The 20962-nt window shown below is 46.6% G+C and carries 18 protein-coding genes and 1 pseudogene; 4 read left to right on the top strand and 15 right to left on the bottom strand.

What is annotated here, in order from left to right:
- Positions 1-104 precede the first annotated feature (104 nt).
- Positions 105-2534, bottom strand: coding sequence for a uroporphyrinogen-III C-methyltransferase (gene cobA / locus ACLTL4_RS08135; RefSeq protein WP_173896581.1), 2430 nt, complete (start codon positions 2532-2534; stop codon positions 105-107).
- 4 nt (positions 2535-2538) lie between these two features.
- A complete protein-coding gene (gene hemA / locus ACLTL4_RS08130) occupies positions 2539-3807 on the bottom strand; it encodes a glutamyl-tRNA reductase (RefSeq protein WP_173896580.1) in 1269 nt (422 codons plus the stop codon).
- A 207-nt stretch (positions 3808-4014) separates the two neighbouring features.
- Here hemA and ACLTL4_RS08125 point away from each other — a divergent pair, with 207 nt between their 5' ends.
- From ACLTL4_RS08125 to ACLTL4_RS08115, 3 genes are read left to right on the top strand one after another with little or no spacing between them, the layout of a single operon-like run.
- Positions 4015-4809, top strand: a complete 795-nt coding sequence (locus tag ACLTL4_RS08125; protein ID WP_173896579.1) for a sirohydrochlorin cobaltochelatase — start codon at positions 4015-4017, stop codon at positions 4807-4809.
- Between the two features lie 11 nt (positions 4810-4820).
- Entirely contained in the window at positions 4821-5615 is a 795-nt protein-coding gene (gene cbiQ, locus ACLTL4_RS08120) for a cobalt ECF transporter T component CbiQ (protein ID WP_022119092.1), read from the top strand.
- Between the two features lie 19 nt (positions 5616-5634).
- Positions 5635-6474: an energy-coupling factor ABC transporter ATP-binding protein gene (locus tag ACLTL4_RS08115; RefSeq protein ID WP_022119093.1), complete on the top strand. Its 840-nt coding sequence runs from the start codon at positions 5635-5637 to the stop codon at positions 6472-6474.
- Between the two features lie 45 nt (positions 6475-6519).
- Here the strand turns inward: ACLTL4_RS08115 and ACLTL4_RS08110 are convergent, their stop codons facing one another.
- From ACLTL4_RS08110 to cbiD, 13 genes and pseudogenes are all read right to left on the bottom strand, one after another.
- Entirely contained in the window at positions 6520-6846 is a 327-nt protein-coding gene (locus ACLTL4_RS08110) for an energy-coupling factor ABC transporter substrate-binding protein (protein ID WP_173896578.1), read from the bottom strand.
- Entirely contained in the window at positions 6843-7601 is a 759-nt protein-coding gene (locus ACLTL4_RS08105; protein WP_173866125.1) for an energy-coupling factor ABC transporter permease, read from the bottom strand. The genes ACLTL4_RS08110 and ACLTL4_RS08105 overlap by 4 nt, the downstream gene beginning before the upstream one ends.
- Positions 7602-7688: 87 nt before the next feature.
- Positions 7689-8315 (bottom strand): precorrin-8X methylmutase, encoded by a 627-nt coding sequence (locus ACLTL4_RS08100; RefSeq protein ID WP_173866126.1) that lies wholly within the window; start codon positions 8313-8315, stop codon positions 7689-7691.
- Positions 8305-9834 carry a cobyric acid synthase gene (locus ACLTL4_RS08095; protein WP_022119097.1) on the bottom strand — a complete coding sequence of 510 codons (1530 nt, stop codon included), beginning with the start codon at positions 9832-9834 and terminating at the stop codon, positions 8305-8307. Before ACLTL4_RS08095 ends, ACLTL4_RS08100 begins: the two co-directional genes overlap by 11 nt.
- Positions 9822-10909 (bottom strand): annotated as a pseudogene (locus ACLTL4_RS08090) (pyridoxal phosphate-dependent aminotransferase). The gene ACLTL4_RS08095 and the pseudogene ACLTL4_RS08090 overlap by 13 nt, the downstream one beginning before the upstream one ends.
- 20 nt (positions 10910-10929) lie before the next feature.
- On the bottom strand, positions 10930-11913 hold the full coding sequence (gene cbiB, locus ACLTL4_RS08085; protein WP_173896577.1) for an adenosylcobinamide-phosphate synthase CbiB: 984 nt from the start codon (positions 11911-11913) through the stop codon (positions 10930-10932).
- Positions 11910-13331 (bottom strand): cobyrinate a,c-diamide synthase, encoded by a 1422-nt coding sequence (locus ACLTL4_RS08080; protein WP_215660100.1) that lies wholly within the window; start codon positions 13329-13331, stop codon positions 11910-11912. Before ACLTL4_RS08080 ends, cbiB begins: the two co-directional genes overlap by 4 nt.
- A complete protein-coding gene (cobK, locus tag ACLTL4_RS08075) occupies positions 13328-15373 on the bottom strand; it encodes a precorrin-6A reductase (RefSeq protein WP_412291422.1) in 2046 nt (681 codons plus the stop codon). Before cobK ends, ACLTL4_RS08080 begins: the two co-directional genes overlap by 4 nt.
- Positions 15366-16109 (bottom strand): precorrin-3B C(17)-methyltransferase, encoded by a 744-nt coding sequence (gene cobJ, locus ACLTL4_RS08070; protein ID WP_412291421.1) that lies wholly within the window; start codon positions 16107-16109, stop codon positions 15366-15368. Before cobJ ends, cobK begins: the two co-directional genes overlap by 8 nt.
- Complete coding sequence (locus ACLTL4_RS08065) at positions 16093-17154, bottom strand: cobalt-precorrin 5A hydrolase (RefSeq protein ID WP_412320396.1); 1062 nt, start codon at positions 17152-17154, stop codon at positions 16093-16095. Before ACLTL4_RS08065 ends, cobJ begins: the two co-directional genes overlap by 17 nt.
- A 7-nt stretch (positions 17155-17161) precedes the next feature.
- Positions 17162-17926, bottom strand: a complete 765-nt coding sequence (gene cobM, locus ACLTL4_RS08060; protein WP_022119104.1) for a precorrin-4 C(11)-methyltransferase — start codon at positions 17924-17926, stop codon at positions 17162-17164.
- A 1-nt stretch (position 17927) separates the two neighbouring features.
- On the bottom strand, positions 17928-18614 hold the full coding sequence (gene cobI / locus ACLTL4_RS08055) for a precorrin-2 C(20)-methyltransferase (protein WP_147632604.1): 687 nt from the start codon (positions 18612-18614) through the stop codon (positions 17928-17930).
- A gap of 127 nt (positions 18615-18741) precedes the next feature.
- Entirely contained in the window at positions 18742-19908 is a 1167-nt protein-coding gene (cbiD, locus tag ACLTL4_RS08050) for a cobalt-precorrin-5B (C(1))-methyltransferase CbiD (protein WP_412291420.1), read from the bottom strand.
- Between the two features lie 272 nt (positions 19909-20180).
- On the opposite strand from cbiD, the gene ACLTL4_RS08045 reads away from it, so the two are divergent.
- A partial coding sequence (locus tag ACLTL4_RS08045; RefSeq protein WP_173896571.1) for a hypothetical protein occupies positions 20181-20962 on the top strand: 782 nt, incomplete at its 3' end.

Here is a 20962-nt window from a genome sequence, read left to right as displayed (position 1 = left end):
GCATCACTTCCTTTCAATATTATTCTATACTAATAACCTATAAAATTCAACAGTTGTTTATATACTTTTATAAGTTTTGTTAAGCTGTTCTTTACCTCCTACATTTAAAACTGCTTCCGGCACAGCTCTTTTACTTTATCCAGAACGCTATCCATCGTTGCTTTTTCAGACATCCAAGTTTGCATTCCAAGCTCATCTGCTGCCCGCTTCGTCTGTTTTCCGATGCATACTGCCCGGACAAGGGAAAAATCAAGCCCTTTGGCTGCCTGTGCGAACCCTCGCACGGTCGATGCACTGGTAAAGACCGCAAAATCAATCTTTCCCTGTTCAAATTCTGCCTTTTGATCGATCAGTTCTGAGCTTTCGTACAGAGTGCGGTAGGTTGGAACATCATCGATCTGCACATCCGGTACTTTCTGAAGTTCCAGTATCAGTTCCTGATTTGCAGTCTCTGCCCGCGGTATCAAAATCCGCTCTCCCCCCGTGCAGGCCCGGGCAAGGCTGGATCCCAGATGTTCTCCGTCAAAAATTTCCGGTTTTAAATCTGCCAGAATACCATGCTTTTTCAGTTCCTTTTCAGAACCGCTTCCTATAACAGCAAATTTCGCCGCCGCAAGTTTGCGGATATCCGCTTCATGTTCTGCCAGTTTTTCAAAAAAGACTCTCACTCCGGTCGGGCTGGTAAATACGATCCAGTCATAACTTTGAATAGCTTCCATACTTTGCTTCAGTTTTTGATTTTCTGAAATCGCTTCTGTTTTGATCGCCGGAAGTTCCAGCACTTCTGCCCCTTCTCTTCGAAGCTTTTCCGCCATTTGGGAAATCAGTTCTTTTGGTCTTGTGACCAGGATTTTACGTCCTGCAAGCGGCAGTGCTTCATGCCATGCAAATCTATCGGCCAGAGCACATACTTCGCCAACCACGATGATGGCCGGTGTCTGAATCCCCTGCTTTTGTACCTCTTCCGGCAGTGTTGAAACGGTTGCACTGATCCGTTTCTGTCCTGCCGTGGTTCCCTGCTGCAAAATGGCAGCAGGCATATCTGCACGCATACCCGCCTTTAAAAGTCCATCGCAGATATCTGCAAGTGCCGTCACTCCCATCAGAAAAACCAGGGTTCCCTTTGTCCTTACCAGTGCCTCAAAATCAATATCATAGGTATCGCCTTTTTTCTTATGCCCGGTAATGATATGTACCGAAGAGCAGAAATCCCGGTGCGTGACCGGAATCCCGTTGTAGGCAGGGACTGCAATCGCAGAAGTCACACCCGGTACAACCTCATACGGTATCTGATGTGCCTTTAAAAGCTCCAGTTCCTCCCCGCCTCTGCCAAACAGAAACGGATCGCCGCCTTTTAACCGCACAACCCTCTTGCCTTCCAGTGCTTTTTTCACAAGGATTTTGTTGATCTCTTCCTGCGGCATCAGATGATGGCTTGCCCGCTTGCCGACATTGATCTTTTCGGCATCCTCCGGGATCATACTTAAAATAGCCTGACCTGCCAGTGCATCATAAACAACAACTTCTGCCTTCTGAAGCACACGCTTTCCTTTCAACGTAAACAACCCCGGATCGGAAGGACCTGCTCCTACCAGCCAGACTTTTCCCGGTTTTATATCATCTTCTTTTACAGCAGTGCAGCTTTGTGCATGACATTCTTTTTTCAGCCCTTCTGCGAGCAACATGCCCATTGTTTCGGCATCTTCCGGATTTCCTTCGATCTGACCTTTTTTATATATTCCGGTTGCTTCCTGGTAATACAGGCCACGTAGCAGAAGTTTTCCGTTTTTCATTTCTGCATAGGCAGCGATCGGTGAACTGCACCCGCCATTTAAATATTTTACAAAAGCCCGCTCTGCTGCCTGTGCTGTCTGTGCCGCCGGATCGTTATAGGCTTTCAGAAAAGCATAATCTTCTCCTTTTCTTCCCTGAACCGCCAGAATCCCCTGCCCTGCTGCCGGAATGATCTCATCCGGCTCAAAATAGCGATAAATGCGGTTTTCTAGATCAAGCCGCTTTAAACCTGCTGCTGCCAGGATCAGTGCTCCGTATGCTCCTGACTGAAGTTTCTGCAGCCTGGTCTGGATATTTCCTCTCACCGGAAGAAAGGTTACATCCGGATACAACTCTTTAAGCTGCAGCATCCGTCTCTGGCTGGAACATCCGACCGGAAGCGTTCTGTCCCATTTTTCTGCTCCTTCCGGAAGCACCAACACATCTCTTGGATCCTCTCTTTTGGAAAATGCAAGCAGCGGCAGCTCTTCGGAAAGTTCCATCGGCATATCTTTCAGACTGTGTACGGAAAGATCGCTGCATCCATCCCGAAGTGCTTTATCCAGTTCCTTCACAAACAGACCTTTGCCGCCTATTTTGTCCAGCGTGCGATCCAGGATTTTGTCACCGGTCGTTTTCATGGTCAGGATTTCTACCTGACATCCCGGTTTCTTCTCTCTGATAAAATCCCGGACCATCTCACTTTGGATCACCGCCAGACGGCTTCCTCTGCTTCCTATGACAATGTTATGCTCTGTCATATTTTTATTCTCCTTTTTCATTAAAGTCAAACGCATTTGAAACCTGGCACGCATAAATCTCTTCCAGTCCATCTATGCACTCCCGAAATGCTGCATCGCTGATCCGTCCTCGCAGTTCAAAAAGCATTTTGTTGGTCACTTTCTGTGCCGCTCGATGGATCTGTTTTTCCAGTGTTTCTTTTTCAAATACTTCCATTGGAAGCTGATGCAGGATTTTATACAGACGCAGATCCAAATCTGTCGCAACTTCTTCTTTGATCTTTCCGATACGCGGTATCACATCAAGGCATCGATACCAGTTGCAAAATTCTTCCATCTGCTCTTTCAGAATGGATTCTGCCTCTCTGATTCCAGCTTTCATTTTCTCGCTCAAAACATCGACTTTGAAATAGTCGATATCATAAAAACGGATGTACATCAGTTTCTGCACCTCCGGATCAATATCACGCGGCACCGCCAGATCTACAAGGATCAGTTCATGATCCAGATCAACTGCCTGAAGTCCTTCTTTTGTGAGCGTATAATTCGGGCTTGCCGTGGCACTGACTACAAAATCACAGGAACTGATCAGGCCCATGCGTTTTCCATAGTCAATACGCCTGCAGCCCGGCGGGATCTGCACGACACCACTGCGGTACTGCCGCACCGTAACGGTCACATCCGCACCTTCCTGCTGCAGAACGGTTGCGGCAAGTTTTCCCATCTCCCCGTTTCCGATGACCATACATTTTTTGCCTTTTACTTCCAGACCTTCCTGTCGAAGTGTCTGAAGTGCCCGGTGGATCACCGAATGATTGCCTGTGGAAAACGTCACATTTGTCCGCACTTTCTTGCCGGCAGTCACCGCCATGCGAAACAACACTTCCAGCACATTGTCCGCCGCATAATGCTCTCTTGCCGTCACAAGTGCTCCCTTTACCTGTGTCAGAATCTGATCTTCTCCTAAGATCCTGGATTCTAGTCCGCAGGCAAGACGGAACAGATGCTGCACGGCATCTTCTTCTTTTCGCTCCGTAAAATATTTCTGATACTCATCGTTATGGATTGCCCGTATCTTACACAGAAGTTCATAAAGGGCGATCACACACCCCTCTTCCGTGCTGACCCAGAGTTCCATACGGTTACAGGTCGATAACAGGACACAGCCACAGATTCCTTTTTCCTGTTTTATGATCTCCAGTGCTTCCACTGTCTTTTTTTGGGTAAATGAAAAAATCGTCCGGATATCAATCGCAGCTACGCTGTGATCGATCCCTATCATTTGTATTGCCATAACGTTCTTCCTTTGAAAAATAGATTCTGTAAATATCCTGTCAATCATAGCACAATTCCCGACAAAAATCTACTTCCGGAATTGACTTTTGAGATAGCGGATGTTACACTTCTTTTACTCATACGATTTCGTTTTTTGATCTGCAGTTACTGCACAGTCTCAGAAAACTTTTCTGCTGTGCTCAAAAAGAAAGGATTTATCAGATTTATGTGTACGAATCAATCACCAACAACCAAAGCGATCCTCGTTGTAAGCTTTGGCACCAGTTATCACGATACAAGAGAAAAAACCATTGACTGTATTGAACAGGATATCGCACAGACATTTCCTCATCACCATATTTACCGTGCCTGGACCAGCAAAATGATCCTTAAAAAGCTGAAACAGCGTGACGGTATACACATCGATAATGTACGAGAAGCCATGGAACGTATGCAGCGTGACGGCATTACCGATGTGACAGTTCAGCCAACCCATGTGATCAACGGCATTGAGAACGATCTTATGAAAGAGGATGTTCTCGCTTTTTCAGATTCCTTTTCCAAGATCACTTTCGGTGTCCCGCTGCTTACTTCCGAGCAGGACAGCCGTGAAGTCGTCAAGGTTCTGACTGATGCTTTTGGCGGCATCCCAAAAGACGAGGCACTTGTTTTCATGGGACATGGAACACCGCATTATGCCAATGCGATCTATGCAGCACTGGACTACACCTTTAAAGATCTTGGTTACCACAATCTTTTTATGGGAACTGTAGAAGCTTACCCGTCCATGGACTCCCTGCTGCGTCTGGTCGGCAGTCTGAAGCCGTCCCGCGTCCATCTGGCTCCGTTTATGATCGTTGCCGGTGACCATGCACGCAATGACCTGGCAGGAGACGATGCTGATTCCTGGAAATCCCAGTTTGAGCAGGCCGGTTATCCGGTTCTCTGTCATTTAAAAGGTCTTGGTGAATACGAAGGAATCCGCCAAATTTTCCTGCGGCATATCCGCGAAGCACAGTAAAGGAGTTTTTTATGCATATGCATCATCATAACACCGGAGGTATTGCTATTGATTCTTATGCCTGTAATTCCAGGCTTCGGCATATCAGTGCGGGATTCAAAGCTGGATTTTCCATGCTTCTGCTTCTGTTCTGTATTTTTGCAGACCATCCGGTTATCTCTGTTTTGTTGATCTTATTTGCTGCTTCCGTCACGGTTTTTCTTGGCGGTATTCCTTTGCATGATTATCTTTCCGTGCTCGGGATTCCCGTTTTTTTTGTGCTACTTGGCGGCATCGCCATCGCTGTCGATCTCTCTTTACAGCCGACTGGCGATTTTTACCTGAATCTGTTTTTTTGTTACCTTTGTGTCACGTATGCCGGCATTCTGAAAGCGTTTTTTCTGATGCTGAAAGTGTTCGGTGCCGTAAGCTGCATGTTCCTAATGACACTTTCCACACCGTCACACGAACTTTTCTCGGTTCTCCATAAGATTCACTGCCCTTCTCTTTTTACAGAACTGATGCATATGATCTACCGCTACATTTTTATTCTGCTGGAGGTACAACATAATATGCAGATTTCCGCGGAAGCAAGGCTTGGATTCTGCGATTTCAGAACCTCCTGTTATTCTTTCGGGCAGATTGCAGCCAATCTTTTTATCGTTGCACTGAAAAAAGCGAATGCCTATTATGATGCAATGGAAGCACGCTGCTATGATGGAACACTTTGTTTTCTGGAAGAGAAAAAGAAACTGCCCCTTCCGTACATCATAGCTTCCGGAACCTTTTTTCTGTTTCTTGTTGTTCTTTGGCTTTTCATAAGATGAATTTAAGATAGGAGATAATATGAAAGAATCCATTCTTGAAGTAAAAAATCTGCATTTTGCGTATGACGAACACCATACGGTTTTAGATGGGATCAGTCTTTCTGTCTTTGCAGGTGAGCGTATCGCCATACTTGGTTCCAACGGAGCCGGAAAATCTACATTTTTTCTGAACCTAAACGGAGTGCTCACTCCAGCCGAAGGCGAAATTTCATACCGCGGTACAAAAATCACCAGAAAAACACTGAAAAAACTGCGTCAGCATATCGGTATTGTCTTTCAAGATGCCGATAATCAGATCATTGCTTCTTCCGTTCTCGCTGAAGTCTCTTTTGGTCCTATGAACCTGAAGCTGCCTCGTTCGGAAGTCGAAGAACGTGTAAATACTGCGTTAAATTATATGAACATCTCACAATTTAAAGACCGCCCTCCCCATTATCTGAGCGGAGGCGAGAAAAAACGGGTATCGATTGCAGACATTATTGCCATGAAATCCGAAATTATTATTTTTGATGAACCAACTGCATCTTTAGATCCTCTGAATGCTGCCATGCTTGAAGAAGTCCTTGAAAAGTTAAGCCGAGAAGGAAAGACACTTCTGCTCTCCACGCACGACGTGGATTTTGCCTACCGCTTTGCAGACCGTATTCTTGTTTTTGACAACGGCCGCATACTTGCCGACGGCACGCCGCTTGAAGTTTTTAAGAATATTTCTGTCTTAAAACAGGCTAATCTGAAACGCCCGCTTTTGCTGGATGTCTGCGAAGATCTGGCTGCACATGGACTTTTTCCGAAAGGATCTTTTTATCCCAGGGATTTTTCAGAATTTCATACATATCTTGCACAGAGAAATTCTTTTTAATAAAAACTGCCGCACAGTTTGAATCCGTACGGCAGTTTTGTTTTCTTATTTTTTTTCTTCCTCTTTATCTTCCCATTTCTTCCGTTCATAAAATCTTCCCATCAGAAATGCGATCACACCAACTCCGATCCCGGTCTGTACACAGAAGATCAGACTTTCAATTTCTCCAGGCAGTTCACTTCCTGTAAGACTTTCTATAACCGGAGTAAACCATGGTTCATAAGCTTCTCCTTTGATTTCTTCTACCATAACACTGCCCGCATCATCGGAACCGCCAAATTCTGCTCCTTTTTTTGCAAAGAACGGAACAACTGCGAGCAGCACAGCTACAACTAACAGAAGAAGGATTGTTTTTTTATTCTTCGCACTCATTCTTTTTCCTCCTCGATCTCAAAATCAATCGCTTTTAGTTCACTTTTTGCAAAACTCTCCAGTGCGATCACAACAACAACGGTAAGAATTCCTTCGATCACTGCCAGCGGAAGCTGTGTCGGTGCAAATATACCGAGAAATTTTACAGCAGATGCTGTTACCCCACCCTGTGCAGACGGATAGGCAAGTGCAAGCTGCACACTGGTTACGCAATAGGTAAACAGATCTCCAAGTGATGCGGCAAGAAAAACCGTGATACGGCGGTTGATCCTGGTTTTTGAAAGTCCCTTATAAATCAGCCAGGACAGGATCGGACCTGCAATCGCCATGGAAAAACAGTTTGCTCCAAGTGTTGTCAGTCCACCATGGGCGAGCAACACTGCCTGGAAGATCAGAACAATGATTCCAAGTACACTCACTGCACATGGTCCAAACAGGATTGCACCAAGACCGGTTCCTGTCATATGGGAACAGCTTCCGGTCACAGAAGGGATTTTCAGGGATGACAGCACAAATACAAAAGCTCCTGCCATTGCGATCAGTGTAATGGATCTGCGGTTTTCCTGCACTCTCCTGTTCAGCGATCGAAATCCAAATACTAAAAACGGCAAACAGACAATGCCCCACGCAATACAAAATGCCGGAGGCAGATATCCTTCCATAATATGCATGGCATTTGCTGTCGGTGCCACAGCCAGAATAGCTGCCGCTGCATAAACAGCCTTTGCAAGCCACGATATCTTCTGATTTTTCATTTTTTCTGTGTTATTTTTTCTTTGCTTCTTCATTTTGTTTTCCTGTTCCTTTTCTTTTTTCTTAAAAAACGTCTGCAAATGACTCTGTCACATATTATAAAGCAGTGCATTACAGATGCAGGCTGCGATGTTGCTGCCTCCTTTGCGTCCTCTTGCTACAATATACGGCACATCTGCCTGCATGATCAGTTCTTTTGACTGTACGACGTTGACAAAGCCGACCGGAACACCGATCACAAGTTCTGGTTTTAACTTTTTCTCTTCGATCAGCTCATAAAGCCGGATCAGGGCAGTCGGTGCATTGCCGATTGCAAAAATCAGCGGTCTGTTCATGGCTGCCGCCTTGTCCATACAGGCAGTTGCTCTTGTCGTCCCGTTTTTCTTTGCTGTCTCTGCCACATCTTCATCTGACATAAAGCAGAAGACTTCTCCGCCGTATGCTGCCAGTTTTTTCTTATTGATTCCGGATTTTGCCATCTGCGTATCGGTCACAATGCAGGCTCCGTTTCGGATCGCTTCTTTTGCTTTTTCAACAACACCTTCGGAAAAACAGAGATTATCTGCATAATCAAAATCTGCACTAGTGTGAATGCAGCGTTTGATGATCGGTTCTTGTTCTTCCGGAAAGGTTCTCTCCCCAAGTTCTTCTGTGATCAGTTCAAAACTGCGTTTTTCAATTTCCCGCGGAAGTACATTTTCCAGTTCAATCTTCATCATCTGTCCCCTCTTCCATAATTTCATAAATACGCGAAATATCCATATGTTTGCGAAGTGCATCTGCAAGAATATTGTACTGGATTTCTTTGAATTTTGCAAAATCCACGCCTGCGATCTGTGTCATATCCAGTCCTTTGGCTTCTCCGATGGCTGTTACGATCGCTTTTACTACTTCTTCTTTTTCAAAAATTCCATGTACATATGTTCCATAAACATTTCCATGACAGACGCCATCTGCTTTTGCCGCACCTTTCTCTTCTCCGGCAAAGCTTGTGATTTCTGTAAAAGCAGCTGTCTGTTCTCCCAATGTCGTGCTGCCCATATGGATTTCATAACCTTCCATTTCCATATCACTTAGATTTTGCAATATTCCGCCAACCTTTTTGAATCTTCCGGTTACTCTTGTCCTGGTCTTTTTCTCGGTAAATACCGTGTCCGTATCCAAAAGCCCGATGCCTTTCATCTCACCTCCGGCCTCCACGCCATGCGGATCTTTTAAGGTTTTTCCAAGCATCTGATAACCACCGCAGATCCCGAAAATGATCTTTCCCTCTGCCGTCGCTTTGCAGATGGCATTTTCCAGTCCGCTCTGCCTCAGCCATTTTAAATCTTCCATGGTATTTTTTGTTCCCGGAAGCAGGATCATATCCGGATTTTTCAGTTCGGAAACGGAAGTCACATAACGCAGTGAGACACCCTCCATGCTTTCAAACGGATTGAAATCGGTAAAATTGGAAATCCGCGGGAGGCGGATCACTGCAAGATCGATCGCAGCCACTTCCTGGTTCCCGCAGAAACGTTCGGTCAGGCTGTCCTCGTCCTCCACTTCAATGTGCAGATACGGCGTAACTCCGACTACCGGAATCCCCACACGCTCTTCCAGCATTTCAATGCCCGGATCGAGAATGCTTTTATCCCCGCGAAATTTGTTGATAATAAGACCTTTGATGCGAGCACGCTCTTCTTTTTCAAGCAACTCCACCGTTCCGACCAGCTGTGCAAATACGCCGCCGCGATCAATATCTCCGACCAGAAGCACCGGTGCATGTGCCATCTTTGCCATGCCCATATTTACAATGTCCTCGGATTTCAGGTTGATTTCTGCCGGACTTCCCGCACCTTCGATCACAATGATATCGTATTCTTCTGATAACTTATGAAAAGCCTTCAGGATATCTGGCACCAGTTTCTTTTTATAACGGAAATAATCTCTCGCACTCATCGTCCCAAGCACTTCTCCGTTTACGATCACCTGCGATCCGACATCGTTTGTCGGTTTTAAAAGAATCGGATTCATATAAACACTTGGTTTGATGCCGGCTGCCTCTGCCTGCATGACCTGTGCACGCCCCATCTCCAGACCTTCTTCGGTGATAAAGGAGTTCAGTGCCATATTTTGTGATTTAAAAGGAGCTACTTTGTAGCCATCCTGTGCAAAAATGCGGCAAAGCCCGGCTGCCAGCAGACTTTTTCCTGCATTTGACATCGTTCCTTGTACCATGATTACTTTCGCCATCCGTATATCGCCCCACTTTCTTTTTGTTTCTCCCGGATAATATCCTGAAATATTTTAATCAGCTGATCGTTCTCTTCTCTTGTCCGCACTGCAATGCGGAAATACCCTTTTGAAAGCCCCCGGTAATTGCTGCAGTCGCGGATCAGAAGCCCTCTTTTTTGGCACTGCTCTTCCAGATCTTCCGGGCCTTTGAAAAACAGATAATTTGCCTGAGAATCAAATGTCTCCATCTCCAGAAGATGCAGTGCCCTTGCCAGGTATTTGCGTTCTTCCCGAATCAGCCAGCGTGTATTATGTACGTAAGTATCTTCCGAAAGTGCCGCAATGCCTGCCTCCTGTGCCGGTATGGAAACGCTCCATGGCTGTATGACATCCCGGATTTTTTCCATAAGATCTGCATCTGCACTTAAACCATAGCCAAGACGCAGCCCCGGTATGGCATAAATTTTCGTAAAGGCATCCACAAGAAACAGATGCGGAAAACGCTCCAGAAACGTTCGCATGCTGTAACTGTCGGTGCCATCAGAAATTCGTGGAAACATTCATCCAGCAGAAAATGTATCCCATACTTTTCACATTTCTCTGCGATCCGCACCAGAAGCGGCTGCTGTATCAGAACACCGGTAGGATTGTTTGGATTGCACAAAATAATCATATCCAGATCATCTGAAAGTGCTTCCAGATAAGCAAGATCCAGTGCATAGCCCTTCTCTTCCCCCAAAGGATAATAAAAAATCTCGCATCCGACTGCCGAAAGTGCAGCCTCATACTCCGCAAATCCCGGCTCCAGAAGCAGTGCTTTTTTCGGTTTTAAGGCCGCTGCAAAAGCATAGAGCAGCTCAGACGCACCATTTGTACAGATCACCTGCTCTTCTTTTACATATTCATGTTCTGCGATCGCATGGCAGAGCTTCCGGCACTGTACATCCGGATAATTTACAATCTGTTCCATGCTCCGATAAACCGCCTCAATTACAGAAGAGGGCGGTCCGAGTGGATTGATATTTGCGGAATAATCCAGAGTGCAGGCCTCTGAATAAATATCTCCGCCATGTTTGTGACGCTTGTTGTTCATGGTATGTTCCCTTCCTGGCATCATAACAATGTGAGTATGTTAAAGCTGCAATAAAGAAGCATAACAACGATAAGAAGCAGCCCTGCAGACGCATACATCAGCCTGTTTGCTCTTCTGATATCCTCACATTCCACGGGACGCAGTGCATCTCCGATCGTTTTCTTTTTATATAAAGTTCCAAAATACCAGGCATCTCCGGCAAGCTGCACGCCGAGTGCCCCTGCCATGGCTGCCTCCGTCTGTGCCGAATTCGGGCTGGCATGGTTATAGCGGTCTCGTTTGAAGATCTTCCAGGCATTTTTTGCTGACAGACCGGTAAGTCCTGCTGCCGCCACCATAAAAAGAGCAGACAGTCTTGCCGGAATGTAATTGAGTACATCGTCCACCTTTGCTGCAAAACGACCGAAATACAGATATTTCTCATTCTTATATCCGACCATAGAATCCATCGTGTTGACTGCCTTATAAAAAGCTCCGAGTACAGGCCCGCCAACTGCCAGATACAGAAGCGGTGCCATCACTCCATCTGAGGCATTTTCTGCCACTGTCTCTACTGCTGCTTTTGTTACACCTTCTGCCGTCAGCTGATCCGTATCTCTGCCAACAATCATGGAAACAGCACGGCGTGCTGCCTTTAAATCTTCTTTTTTCAGTTCTCTATAAACCTTCATACTCTCATCTTTCAGAGATTTTGCCGCCAGCATCCAGTAGCAGAACAATGCCATCACAGCCAGATGCAGATACGGATGGATTTTTCCGGCCAGATACAGCACAGCTGCCACCGCTCCGGCTGTTACGCTGCAGACGATCACTGACAGAAATACACCGGCTGTTTTTTCGCCCTGTCCTGTCTTTGGAAAAACCGCCCGAAGCCCTTTTTCCGTAACGGAGATCAGATTGCCGACCAGCCGGATCGGATGATAAAAGCAGTGCGGATCACCGATCAACAGATCAAGAAACACACCGAGCAAAAGTGCCATCATCCCTTCTCTTCCATATATCATGATACTTTTTCCCTTTCCAGTTTTTTTGCCATACAATTTTCCAGGAACCGAAATGCGAACATCGGATTGGAATAATAATATAGGTGCGGAAATCCCATCAGACTGCCATCTTTTGCATAACTGCAGCTCCAGCTTCTTTTCCCGGCCGGTTTTTTTGCCAGACAGGCACTTCCCGGATCGGTGCTGTCAAAATAGTGGAATTCATGGGCACGCACCGGAAATCCCTGCTGCCATATGTTTCTTGCCTCTGCCTGTTCTTCGTTCAGATCCAGTGTGATATATCCAAATCTTCCCAGCTTTTCGGTGCGGTACGCAACTGCGTTTATCACGCCTGCCATCGGATATGTCTTTCCTTCCATGTCCTGCATTTCCTGATGAAGGTACATAAAACCGCCGCACTCTGCCAGGATCGGAATCGCTTTTTTTTCACAGGAGCGGATCGATGCAAGCATTTCGCTGTTTTCGGAAAGCCCTGCTGCAAACAATTCCGGATAACCTCCCGGCAACAAAAGTCCATCTGCGTTTTCCGGCACTTTCGCATTATGGAGCGGCGAAAAGAATGTGATCTCTGCCCCCAGTTCTTCCAAAAGCTTCAGGTTGTCTTCATACAGAAAGCAGAATGCCTCATCTTTTGCCACTGCGATCTGTGGTCTCTGAGTGCGTATCTTCTGAACGTGCGGATCTGCAAAAAGCTGTTTCAGGGATTTCGGCATATCGTCCTCCATCTCTTTCGCACCTTCCGCCATCTGCAAAATGCTTTCAATATCCAGCGTTTTCTCCAGAATATCCGCCAGACGCTGCATCTGCTCTCTTAAATCGCTGATCTCGTCCGGGAGTACCAGCCCGAGATGACGACTCTCCAGATGCCAGTCTGCAATTTTCGGGACATATCCAAACACACAGATTCCCAGTTCCGATTCGATCTTCGGTGTCAGCATGCGGCAGGTCATCTCAGAAGTCTGATTTAAGATCACGCCTTTTATTTTACTGTCTTTCTGATAATCCAGAAAGCCTTTGATCTGGGCAAGGATGGACAGGCTCATGCCTTTGGCATTGACGATCAGAATGACCGGCGTGTCGGTGACCCTGGCAAGATCATAGGAACTTGCCTTTGTGCGGATGCCGCCAAGTCCGTCGTAATAGCCCATCACACCCTCGATCACGGAAAGATCGGTCTGCTGTGCCGTTTTTGCAAACAGACAGCGTGTCATCTCTTCTCCGGTAAAAAAAGTATCCAGATTCCTGGAGATGGTACCGAGCACTTTTGTGTGAAACATCGGATCAATGTAATCCGGTCCGCATTTAAAGGAAGAGACACGATATCCTCTGTTTTTTAATATTTGCAATATCCCGCAGGTGATCATCGTCTTTCCGCTTCCGCTTGACGGTGCTGCAAGCATAAATCTTGGCTGTTTCATGCTGTTTCACCTCCTGTGCAGGAGAAAATATAAACCGGATTCTGCCCCATCATCATCTCATAAGAGCCCAGTTTCTTTCCCTTTGCCACCGATACCTGTGCGATATCCACATCGGTAAACGCCATGCTCTTCAGGCACTGCATCGCTTCTGCTACCGTCTCCAGGGCAATCGCATTGATGACAACACGCACCCTTGGGTTCTGTTCCAGCAAAACTTCCAGGATTTCTTTTAAATTTCCAGAAGAACCTCCTATAAAAGCATGTGTCGGTGCCGGCAGCCCCTCTAATGCCTCCGGAGCCAATCCTTTGATGATCTCAAGATTGTCTGTTCCGAATTTTCGTTTATTCTGCTCCAGCAGATCAATGGCTTCGTCTTTCTTTTCAATCGCATAGACAACGCCGTCTTTTGCAAGACTTGCCGCCTCAATGGAAACCGAACCGGTTCCGGCTCCGACATCCCAGACAACAGCATCTTTGTGCAGTCTTAATTTTGACAGCGAAATGCTCCGCACTTCGCTTTTTGTCATCGGGACTTTCCCACGCAGAAACAGATCGTCATCCAGTCCGTGACCAATGCGTTTTTTCACATCCGGATTGCAGATCAAAAGCACACTAAGCGGTGCAAAATCCTCTTTCATAAGGCTTTCTGCTGTTCCCTGTACGATCCGCTCCTGTTCATAGGACAGATCAGTCCCGACTGCAACCTTCACATCGCCAAGACCATATTCTTTCAGTTTACAGCAGATTTTGGGAATTCCGTCTTTTTCACCACATAATACAAATACTTTCTCATGATATTTGACTGCATCGATCAGATTCTGTTTTCTGCCATGCAGGCTCAAAAGATGGACATCCTCCCAGGAAACGCCCAGTTTTCCGCAGAAATAGACCACCGAAGAAATGCCGCTGACCGGGTAAATTTCCATCTGTTCCAGTCCTTCCGTGCGTTCAATCGCATCGTACAGTTTTTTTGCTCCGCTGTAAAAACCGATATCTCCGGATAAGAGTACCGCTGCCGTCTCATACTGCGGATGTTCTGCCAGATAAGCGGCAATCTCGTACGGTTTATAAGATTCAAAGACTGCCTTTCCTTCTGTTTTCACAGATTGCAGCATTCTTCTGGCACCGATCAGAAGATCCGCCGACTGACAGATCTGTTCTGCCTCCACGGTGCGGTTCTTTTCATTTCCCATGCCAATCCCGACCAGATACAGCTGTCGTTTCGGACAAATGCCAAGCCGTTTGCCAAGAAGGCTTCGGATCTGTCCTTCATCACATATTGCATATAAATTTTCTTCCTTTTGATCTTCCGCAATTTCTTCGGATCGCTCCCCCGGTCGTTTTATGACGACCAGCTTTGCTCCTGCTTTTTTTGCCGCACGCAACTTTTCCAGAAAACCTCCGGCTTTTCCGGATTCTTTTGTCACCATCCATGAAGCCTGTGCCTGCCTGAGCATCGCCACATTCAGATCTTCCGTAAACGGTCCCTGCATACAGATCAGATTCTTCCCGGAAAATCCCAGCATGGCACACTCCGATACTGCCTCCGGGGTGGAAAGCACTCTTGCCACCACCCGGTCCTGATAATCCGGGATCACCTGATAGGCAGAAAGCTCTTTGCTTCCGGTCGCCGCAAAGATCCGCCCCTCTTTTTTTGCAAGAAAAGCTGCCGCTTCTGCCACGCTTGCAACTTCTGTGACATCCTCCATCTCCTGTTTCCAGGAAGCGTCCGTCTCTTTTCTCGCAAGACGGATGTACTCTGTTCCCGTCCGGCTGCATGCCCTGCGGATATTTTGAGATACGATCACCGCATACGGATGCGTCGCATCTATGACCAGCGTGATCTGCTGCTTTTGGATCTGCTGCTCCATCTCTGTTTCGTCCAGTCTTCCGGCGTGGACATGAAGATACTTCCCTTCTTCTAAGAGCGTCTCTCCATACTGCGTTGCCACACAAACTTCCGTCGGTATCTGATTTTTCTCCAGAAATTCTGCCAGATTTCGCCCTTCTGTCGTCCCGGCAAACAATAAAATCTTATCCATGGATATAACCTCTTGGTGTGACCATTTTCCCATTCAGCATTTTGGTCTGAGAATTTCCGATATAAACCGTTGTAAACATATCCACCCTGGTATCCCGCAGCTCTTTTAACGTCATCACACGAAACGTTTCTCCCTCACGCCCGATATTGGAAACCGTTCCGCACACGGTATCCGGATCTTTGCTTCTCATCATCAGATCACAGGCCTTCTGCAGATAGTCGTGACGTTTTTTGCTGGATGGATTGTAAAGGCAAATCACAAAATCCGCTTCGCTTGCACAGAGCAAACGTTTTTCAATCTTTTCCCACGGTGTCAGCAGATCACTTAAACTGATCACTGCGAAATCGTGGATCAATGGTGCTCCAAGCACAGCTGCCCCGCCATTTGCCGCCGTCACACCCGGGATCACTTCCACTTCCACATGCGGATACTCCTGACCGATCTCCAGCATCAGACCGGACATGCCATAGACTCCGGCATCGCCGCTGCAGATCATCGCAACGGTATAACCTTTGTTTGCTTCTTCAAATGCCAGACGGCAGCGTTCGATCTCTTTTTTCATCGGCGTTGTCAGGAAACGTTTGTTTGCAAAATGTTCCTTTACAAGCTCCACATAAACGGTATAGCCCACGATCACATCACACCTGCGAAGTGCTTCTGCCGCCCGCATCGTCATCTGCTCATAAGCTCCTGGTCCAATTCCTACCACATATATCTTATTATCCAAAATCCACACTCCAATCTTTGAGAGCCAGTGCGACGGTCACGCCGTTTGCCGCCCGCTTTTTCAGAAGCAGCTCTGCACCGCCTCCTGCAAGAATGGCACTTCGTTCACAGACACAGTCCACACCGGTTGTCTCTTTTACAAATGCTGATGCCGTGAAATCTCCTTCGAGATCCATCAGTTCTTCTTTCGTATAAGTACAAAATGGAATCGCATGCTTTTCACAGAACGCAAGGATTCCCGCTTCTTCTTTTTTCAGATCAATGCTGGCTGCCGCAAAAATGCTGTGTATCGACACATGACAGCTTTGCAGTGCTTTTAAAACTTCCTGCTCGACCGTCTCCTGCGGTGTACCTTTTTTGCAGCCGATCCCAAGGCTTACGATCCGTGGGATCAGGTGCAACGTCACGGCAAACGGGTTCTTTTCTTCGTTCAAGGAAAGCACCATACCGCAGTTTCCCTCAAATCGCTCTCCATCCGCAAGTCTTTGCAGTTCGCATGGGATTTCGCCTGTCACCGGAAATTCACTGAAAAATCCGACCGGCTCTTCATCGAGCACCGCCGCAGAAACTGCTTTTGCCGCTTTCAGATCTGAGATCCACAGATTCTGCTTTTTTGCAAACACATCGACCGCAAAACGTCCGTTGATATCGGTTGCTGTCGTAATGACCGGAATCGCACCGGTCAGATTTGCGAGCACCGCTGTCAGCTCATTTGCCCCGCCCAGATGCCCGGAAAGCAGGGAAATCGCAAAAATCCCCCACACATCGAGAACAACCACGGCCGGATCTTTGTCTTTTCCCTGAAGATAAGGTGCTATGCTCCGCACCGCAATGCCGCACGCACCGATAAAAAGCAAAGCATCCATGCTTTGGAACATTTTTTCTGTCCACGCTTTTGCGGAAACCTTCAGTGGAAACAGATGATATTTTCCTGCATATTTTTCCGCTGCATAGGACTCGCATACATATCCGGAACGCTCCAGCATTTCCCGCAGCCGCTCATTTAACTGACTGCCATGCTCCGTAAAACTGACGATCCCAAGTTTCTGTCCCATTTTCCTGTCATCTCTCTTTCGTTGCCTGACGAAATTCTGTTGTAAAGGCCGGATTGTAAAGCTCCGAACGTTCATAATGGCTGTGCGTTACCGCATCTCCGATGATCATCAGTGCAGTCTTCGTGATGTTGTTTTCTTCTGCTGCCTTTGCTAATGTTCCTACGGTGCAGATCACCGCTTTCTCATCTTCCCAGGTTGCTTTATAGACAATCGCTGCCGGCGTATTTTCCGAATAACCTCCTGCAATCAGACGCTTGGATAATTTTTCTGCCATACCGGTGCTTAAAAAGATTACCATCGTTGCCTGATGTGCCGCAAAGGAAGCGATCTCTTCTTTTTCCGGCACCGGTGTACGGCCTGCCATGCGTGTGATGATCACGCTCTGTGATACACCCGGAAGCGTGTATTCCATATTTAAAGCAGAGGCTGCCCCACAGAAGGAACTGACACCTGGGCAATAGTCATAAGAAATATTTTCTGCATCCAGTACATCCATCTGCTCACGAATTGCACCGTAAATGCACGGATCTCCGGTATGCAGACGCACCGTCGTCTGTCCGTCTTTTTCTGCCTGACGCATCACATCCAATACTTCCTCCAGCGTCATCTTTGCACTGTCATAAATCTTGCACGCCTCTTTTGCATAATTTAAAAGCTCCGGATTGACCAGAGAACCGGCATAGATGATCACGTCCGCTTCTTCCAGAAATTTCCTGCCTCGAACAGTGATCAGATCTGCCGCTCCGGAACCGGCTCCGACAAAATGTATCATACTAATTCTCCTTTACGATAATAAGCGAATAATATCCGGCATTTTCCGGAATCTCATCCACCGTTTGATAAATTTTTTCATTTTCCATACCGCAGTTTTCGATCATCATCGCCTGCATACCGGCTTTTTTCAGAAGCTCTTTCACCTGTCCGATCTTTCTTCCTGCTTTCATCAGGACTTTTGTTCCGGGCAATTTCAGGGCATCTTCGATCTGATAGGATGCCGGTATCACATGAAGCTCTTCTGCCTTTTCTACAAGACCGATATTGAGCTTTGCCGCTACTGCACAAAATGAAGTGATCCCGCTTGTCAGTTCCGTCCTGTAACCACGCTGTGCAATCCGTTTATGTACATAAAGATAAGTGGAATACACAGTCGGATCTCCAAGTGTTAAAAATACTACATTCTGTCCTTTTTGCAGACACTCCTCCACGCGGTCTGCCGCCTCTTCATGACTTTTTTCCAACAATTCCCTGTCTTTTGTCATCGGCATCGGCAGTTCCAGAAACGTTTTCTGTTTTAATTCTTCTACTGTCTGCACGGCGATCTGGTATGCCACGGTTTCTTCTGCTTTTTCTCCGGGCAGGGCAATGATCTCATTGTCACGGATCAGTTCCGCTGCCCGGAAGGTCATCAGTTTCGGATCTCCCGGTCCGATCCCGACGCCATATAAGGTACCTGTATTCATTGTTGCGTATACTCCTTCTGTTTTTCCATTTAATACGTTTTCAGTGTTCAGCGTGTCAATAAGTCTAAAGTGCTCATTTGTTTAAGCACAATCACACTTTCGTCTTCTGACACTTAATCATATTATTTTATAAGTCATATTTGAATTTTTCGGCAAGTTTTTCGGCTCCTTTTGTCTCACCAAGATAGCCAAAACGGTTGGAAAAGAGAATCGCCTCTGTCTGGATTGCACCCTCTACCCGGTGCTGCATATACTGATGCACCTTTTCTGCCATCTGCTCCATCACCGCATCCTGAAGTCCGTGCATCCTGATAATCTCCATGGCTTCTTCTGTAGTGATGGTCTCAAGGATCGCTTTTGCCGTCTCAAGATCAGCTCCGGATCGCAGGGCATGTGCACACATCAGCTCTGCCCTTGCATCTGAATGTCTGGAATGCGTGTTCATAATGCCACCGGAAACCTTGACGAATTTCCCGATGTGTGCCACAAACAGCACGCCCAGAAATCCTAATTCCACTGCCATATCCAGCGTCTCACCGACATAATTGCTGCACTTCATCGAGCTTTCCACATCAAGCTTTGTGTTTTCTTTCACAAAATCGGCACCGTAATTACCAGGTGTCAGAAGCAGATACTTGGCACCGTTTTTTCGCTTCATCTCCATCTCCAGACGGATGCTGGCAATCAGAGCCTTTTCACTCATCGGCACGACAATTCCGCTTGTGCCAAGCACCGACAAGCCACCTTCGATCCCAAGTCTTGGATTGAACGTTTTTTTTGCCACTTCTTCGCCGCCCGGTATGGAAATGCAGACCTGTATTCCTTCTGTATACTCACACATTTCACATACTTCACGCACTGCTTCCGTGATCATCTCTCTGGGAACACGGTTGATCGCTGCCGCTCCGACCGGCTGCTCAAGCCCCGGCTTTGTGATCCGCCCGACACCTTTTCCGCCGTCAATAAAAATCTGCTCTTCCTTTGTTTTTCCGCATTTTGATACGACTGCATAAACCAGCAACCCATCTGTCGCATCCGGATCGTCTCCGCCATCTTTCCGGATCGCACAGGAAGCCTGCTGTTCATCAAAGCAGACATCCAGCGGCATCAGATGTAATAAAATGCCGCGTGGCGTCAGAAGATCGATTTTTTCAATCTTTTTCTGTGACAGAAGCATCCAGGTTGCCGCTTTTGCCGCTGCTGCTGCACAGGATCCGGTTGTATAGCCATATCTGAGCTTTTTACTGCCTTTTGTCACGAAATAACCTTCCAGTCCATTCTTCTGTTCTGCCACTGCATTTCCTCCTTCTTAATGCCGTTTCCGACATACTTTGCAGTAAATAATTATAAACTTTTGCTTATATCATGTCAACGTTTACAGTCCCTGCACGCATGCAAAATTTCCTCACATCACTTTTTTCTGTCATGAAAAAGCAGGATCCATTCCGGTAAAATACAGGTAGCACTGGATTTTTCAGAAAAAACGTACTACAATGGCGTTGCGGTACATAAATTCAGGAATGCCTCCGGCATTCTTGCCCTGCTATTTTGAAAGAAGGTGTTTGTATGACTCGTTACTATGTCTCTCACTATTTTGATTTTAAGAATATCGGCATTTTTCTGCTGGTTTCGCTGATCGGACTGATCGCCGTGCTTGCCATCGTACTGTTCACGGCCAAACTTCAGGTTCACAGGCGGCTGAACTATGAAGGGCTGGATGAATGCGATGTGGCAGAGATCACAAGAAGACACCGGTTCCGTGAGATCGGCATGATTGAAAGCTTTTACGAAATGACATTCTCCAGTACCTCGGTTCTTCTGTTTCTTTCCCTTTACTATATCATTGACGCAAGGATCCCTCAGGCATTTTTCTACTGGAGTAAATATCAGGATTTTATCCTGTTGCTTTTTCTGATCCTGTCAGTATTTTTCACCGGATGGCTGGATCGTTTTTTAGTTCCGCTTGAGTATCTGCCGCCGGATCAGAAATCTTCCGTAAGACTGGTGTCGTCCTTTTATATTATTTTAATTCTTATGTACATAAAATTTATTTACGACGATTCCAACTACGACGCCCTGATCCTGTATTTTGTTTCTCTGGCGATCGGCCGATTCGTCTACTTTGATTTTACGGCAGAAGATTTTATAAGCACCATTTCAAAACTGTTGAAAAATCTCTACCTGCTGATCCTGATGGGCTGCTATTCCGGCTTTGTCTGCTGGTTTGGCTTCCACGTCGGTTTTCTGCTGACTTCAAACGGCGTGATCGTCAGCACACTGCTCGCCCATCTGTTTATGGATGCCTCGATCTTTGTACTCGACAGAACCCGTCTGATCCGGTTTGTCCT

The organism is Hominisplanchenecus sp. (genome assembly GCF_046967715.1).
Lineage (GTDB): Bacteria > Bacillota > Clostridia > Lachnospirales > Lachnospiraceae > Hominisplanchenecus > Hominisplanchenecus faecis.
Note: the sequence above shows the minus strand (reverse complement) of the source record. Positions and strands in the feature narration are given on the sequence as shown.

Excerpts from the sequence above, each read along its gene's own strand:
- cobA (WP_173896581.1), bottom strand. The coding sequence starts at position 2,534 with ATGACAGAGCATAACATTGTCATAGGAAGCAGAGGAAGCCGTCTGGCG.
- hemA (WP_173896580.1), bottom strand. The coding sequence starts at position 3,807 with ATGGCAATACAAATGATAGGGATCGATCACAGCGTAGCTGCGATTGAT.
- ACLTL4_RS08125 (WP_173896579.1), top strand. The coding sequence starts at position 4,015 with ATGTGTACGAATCAATCACCAACAACCAAAGCGATCCTCGTTGTAAGC.
- cbiQ (WP_022119092.1), top strand. The coding sequence starts at position 4,821 with ATGCATATGCATCATCATAACACCGGAGGTATTGCTATTGATTCTTAT.
- ACLTL4_RS08115 (WP_022119093.1), top strand. The coding sequence starts at position 5,635 with ATGAAAGAATCCATTCTTGAAGTAAAAAATCTGCATTTTGCGTATGAC.
- ACLTL4_RS08110 (WP_173896578.1), bottom strand. The coding sequence starts at position 6,846 with ATGAGTGCGAAGAATAAAAAAACAATCCTTCTTCTGTTAGTTGTAGCT.
- ACLTL4_RS08105 (WP_173866125.1), bottom strand. The coding sequence starts at position 7,601 with ATGAAAAATCAGAAGATATCGTGGCTTGCAAAGGCTGTTTATGCAGCG.
- ACLTL4_RS08100 (WP_173866126.1), bottom strand. The coding sequence starts at position 8,315 with ATGAAGATTGAACTGGAAAATGTACTTCCGCGGGAAATTGAAAAACGC.
- ACLTL4_RS08095 (WP_022119097.1), bottom strand. The coding sequence starts at position 9,834 with ATGGCGAAAGTAATCATGGTACAAGGAACGATGTCAAATGCAGGAAAA.
- cbiB (WP_173896577.1), bottom strand. The coding sequence starts at position 11,913 with ATGATATATGGAAGAGAAGGGATGATGGCACTTTTGCTCGGTGTGTTT.
- ACLTL4_RS08080 (WP_215660100.1), bottom strand. The coding sequence starts at position 13,331 with ATGAAACAGCCAAGATTTATGCTTGCAGCACCGTCAAGCGGAAGCGGA.
- cobK (WP_412291422.1), bottom strand. The coding sequence starts at position 15,373 with ATGGATAAGATTTTATTGTTTGCCGGGACGACAGAAGGGCGAAATCTG.
- ACLTL4_RS08065 (WP_412320396.1), bottom strand. The coding sequence starts at position 17,154 with ATGGGACAGAAACTTGGGATCGTCAGTTTTACGGAGCATGGCAGTCAG.
- cobM (WP_022119104.1), bottom strand. The coding sequence starts at position 17,926 with ATGATACATTTTGTCGGAGCCGGTTCCGGAGCGGCAGATCTGATCACT.
- cobI (WP_147632604.1), bottom strand. The coding sequence starts at position 18,614 with ATGAATACAGGTACCTTATATGGCGTCGGGATCGGACCGGGAGATCCG.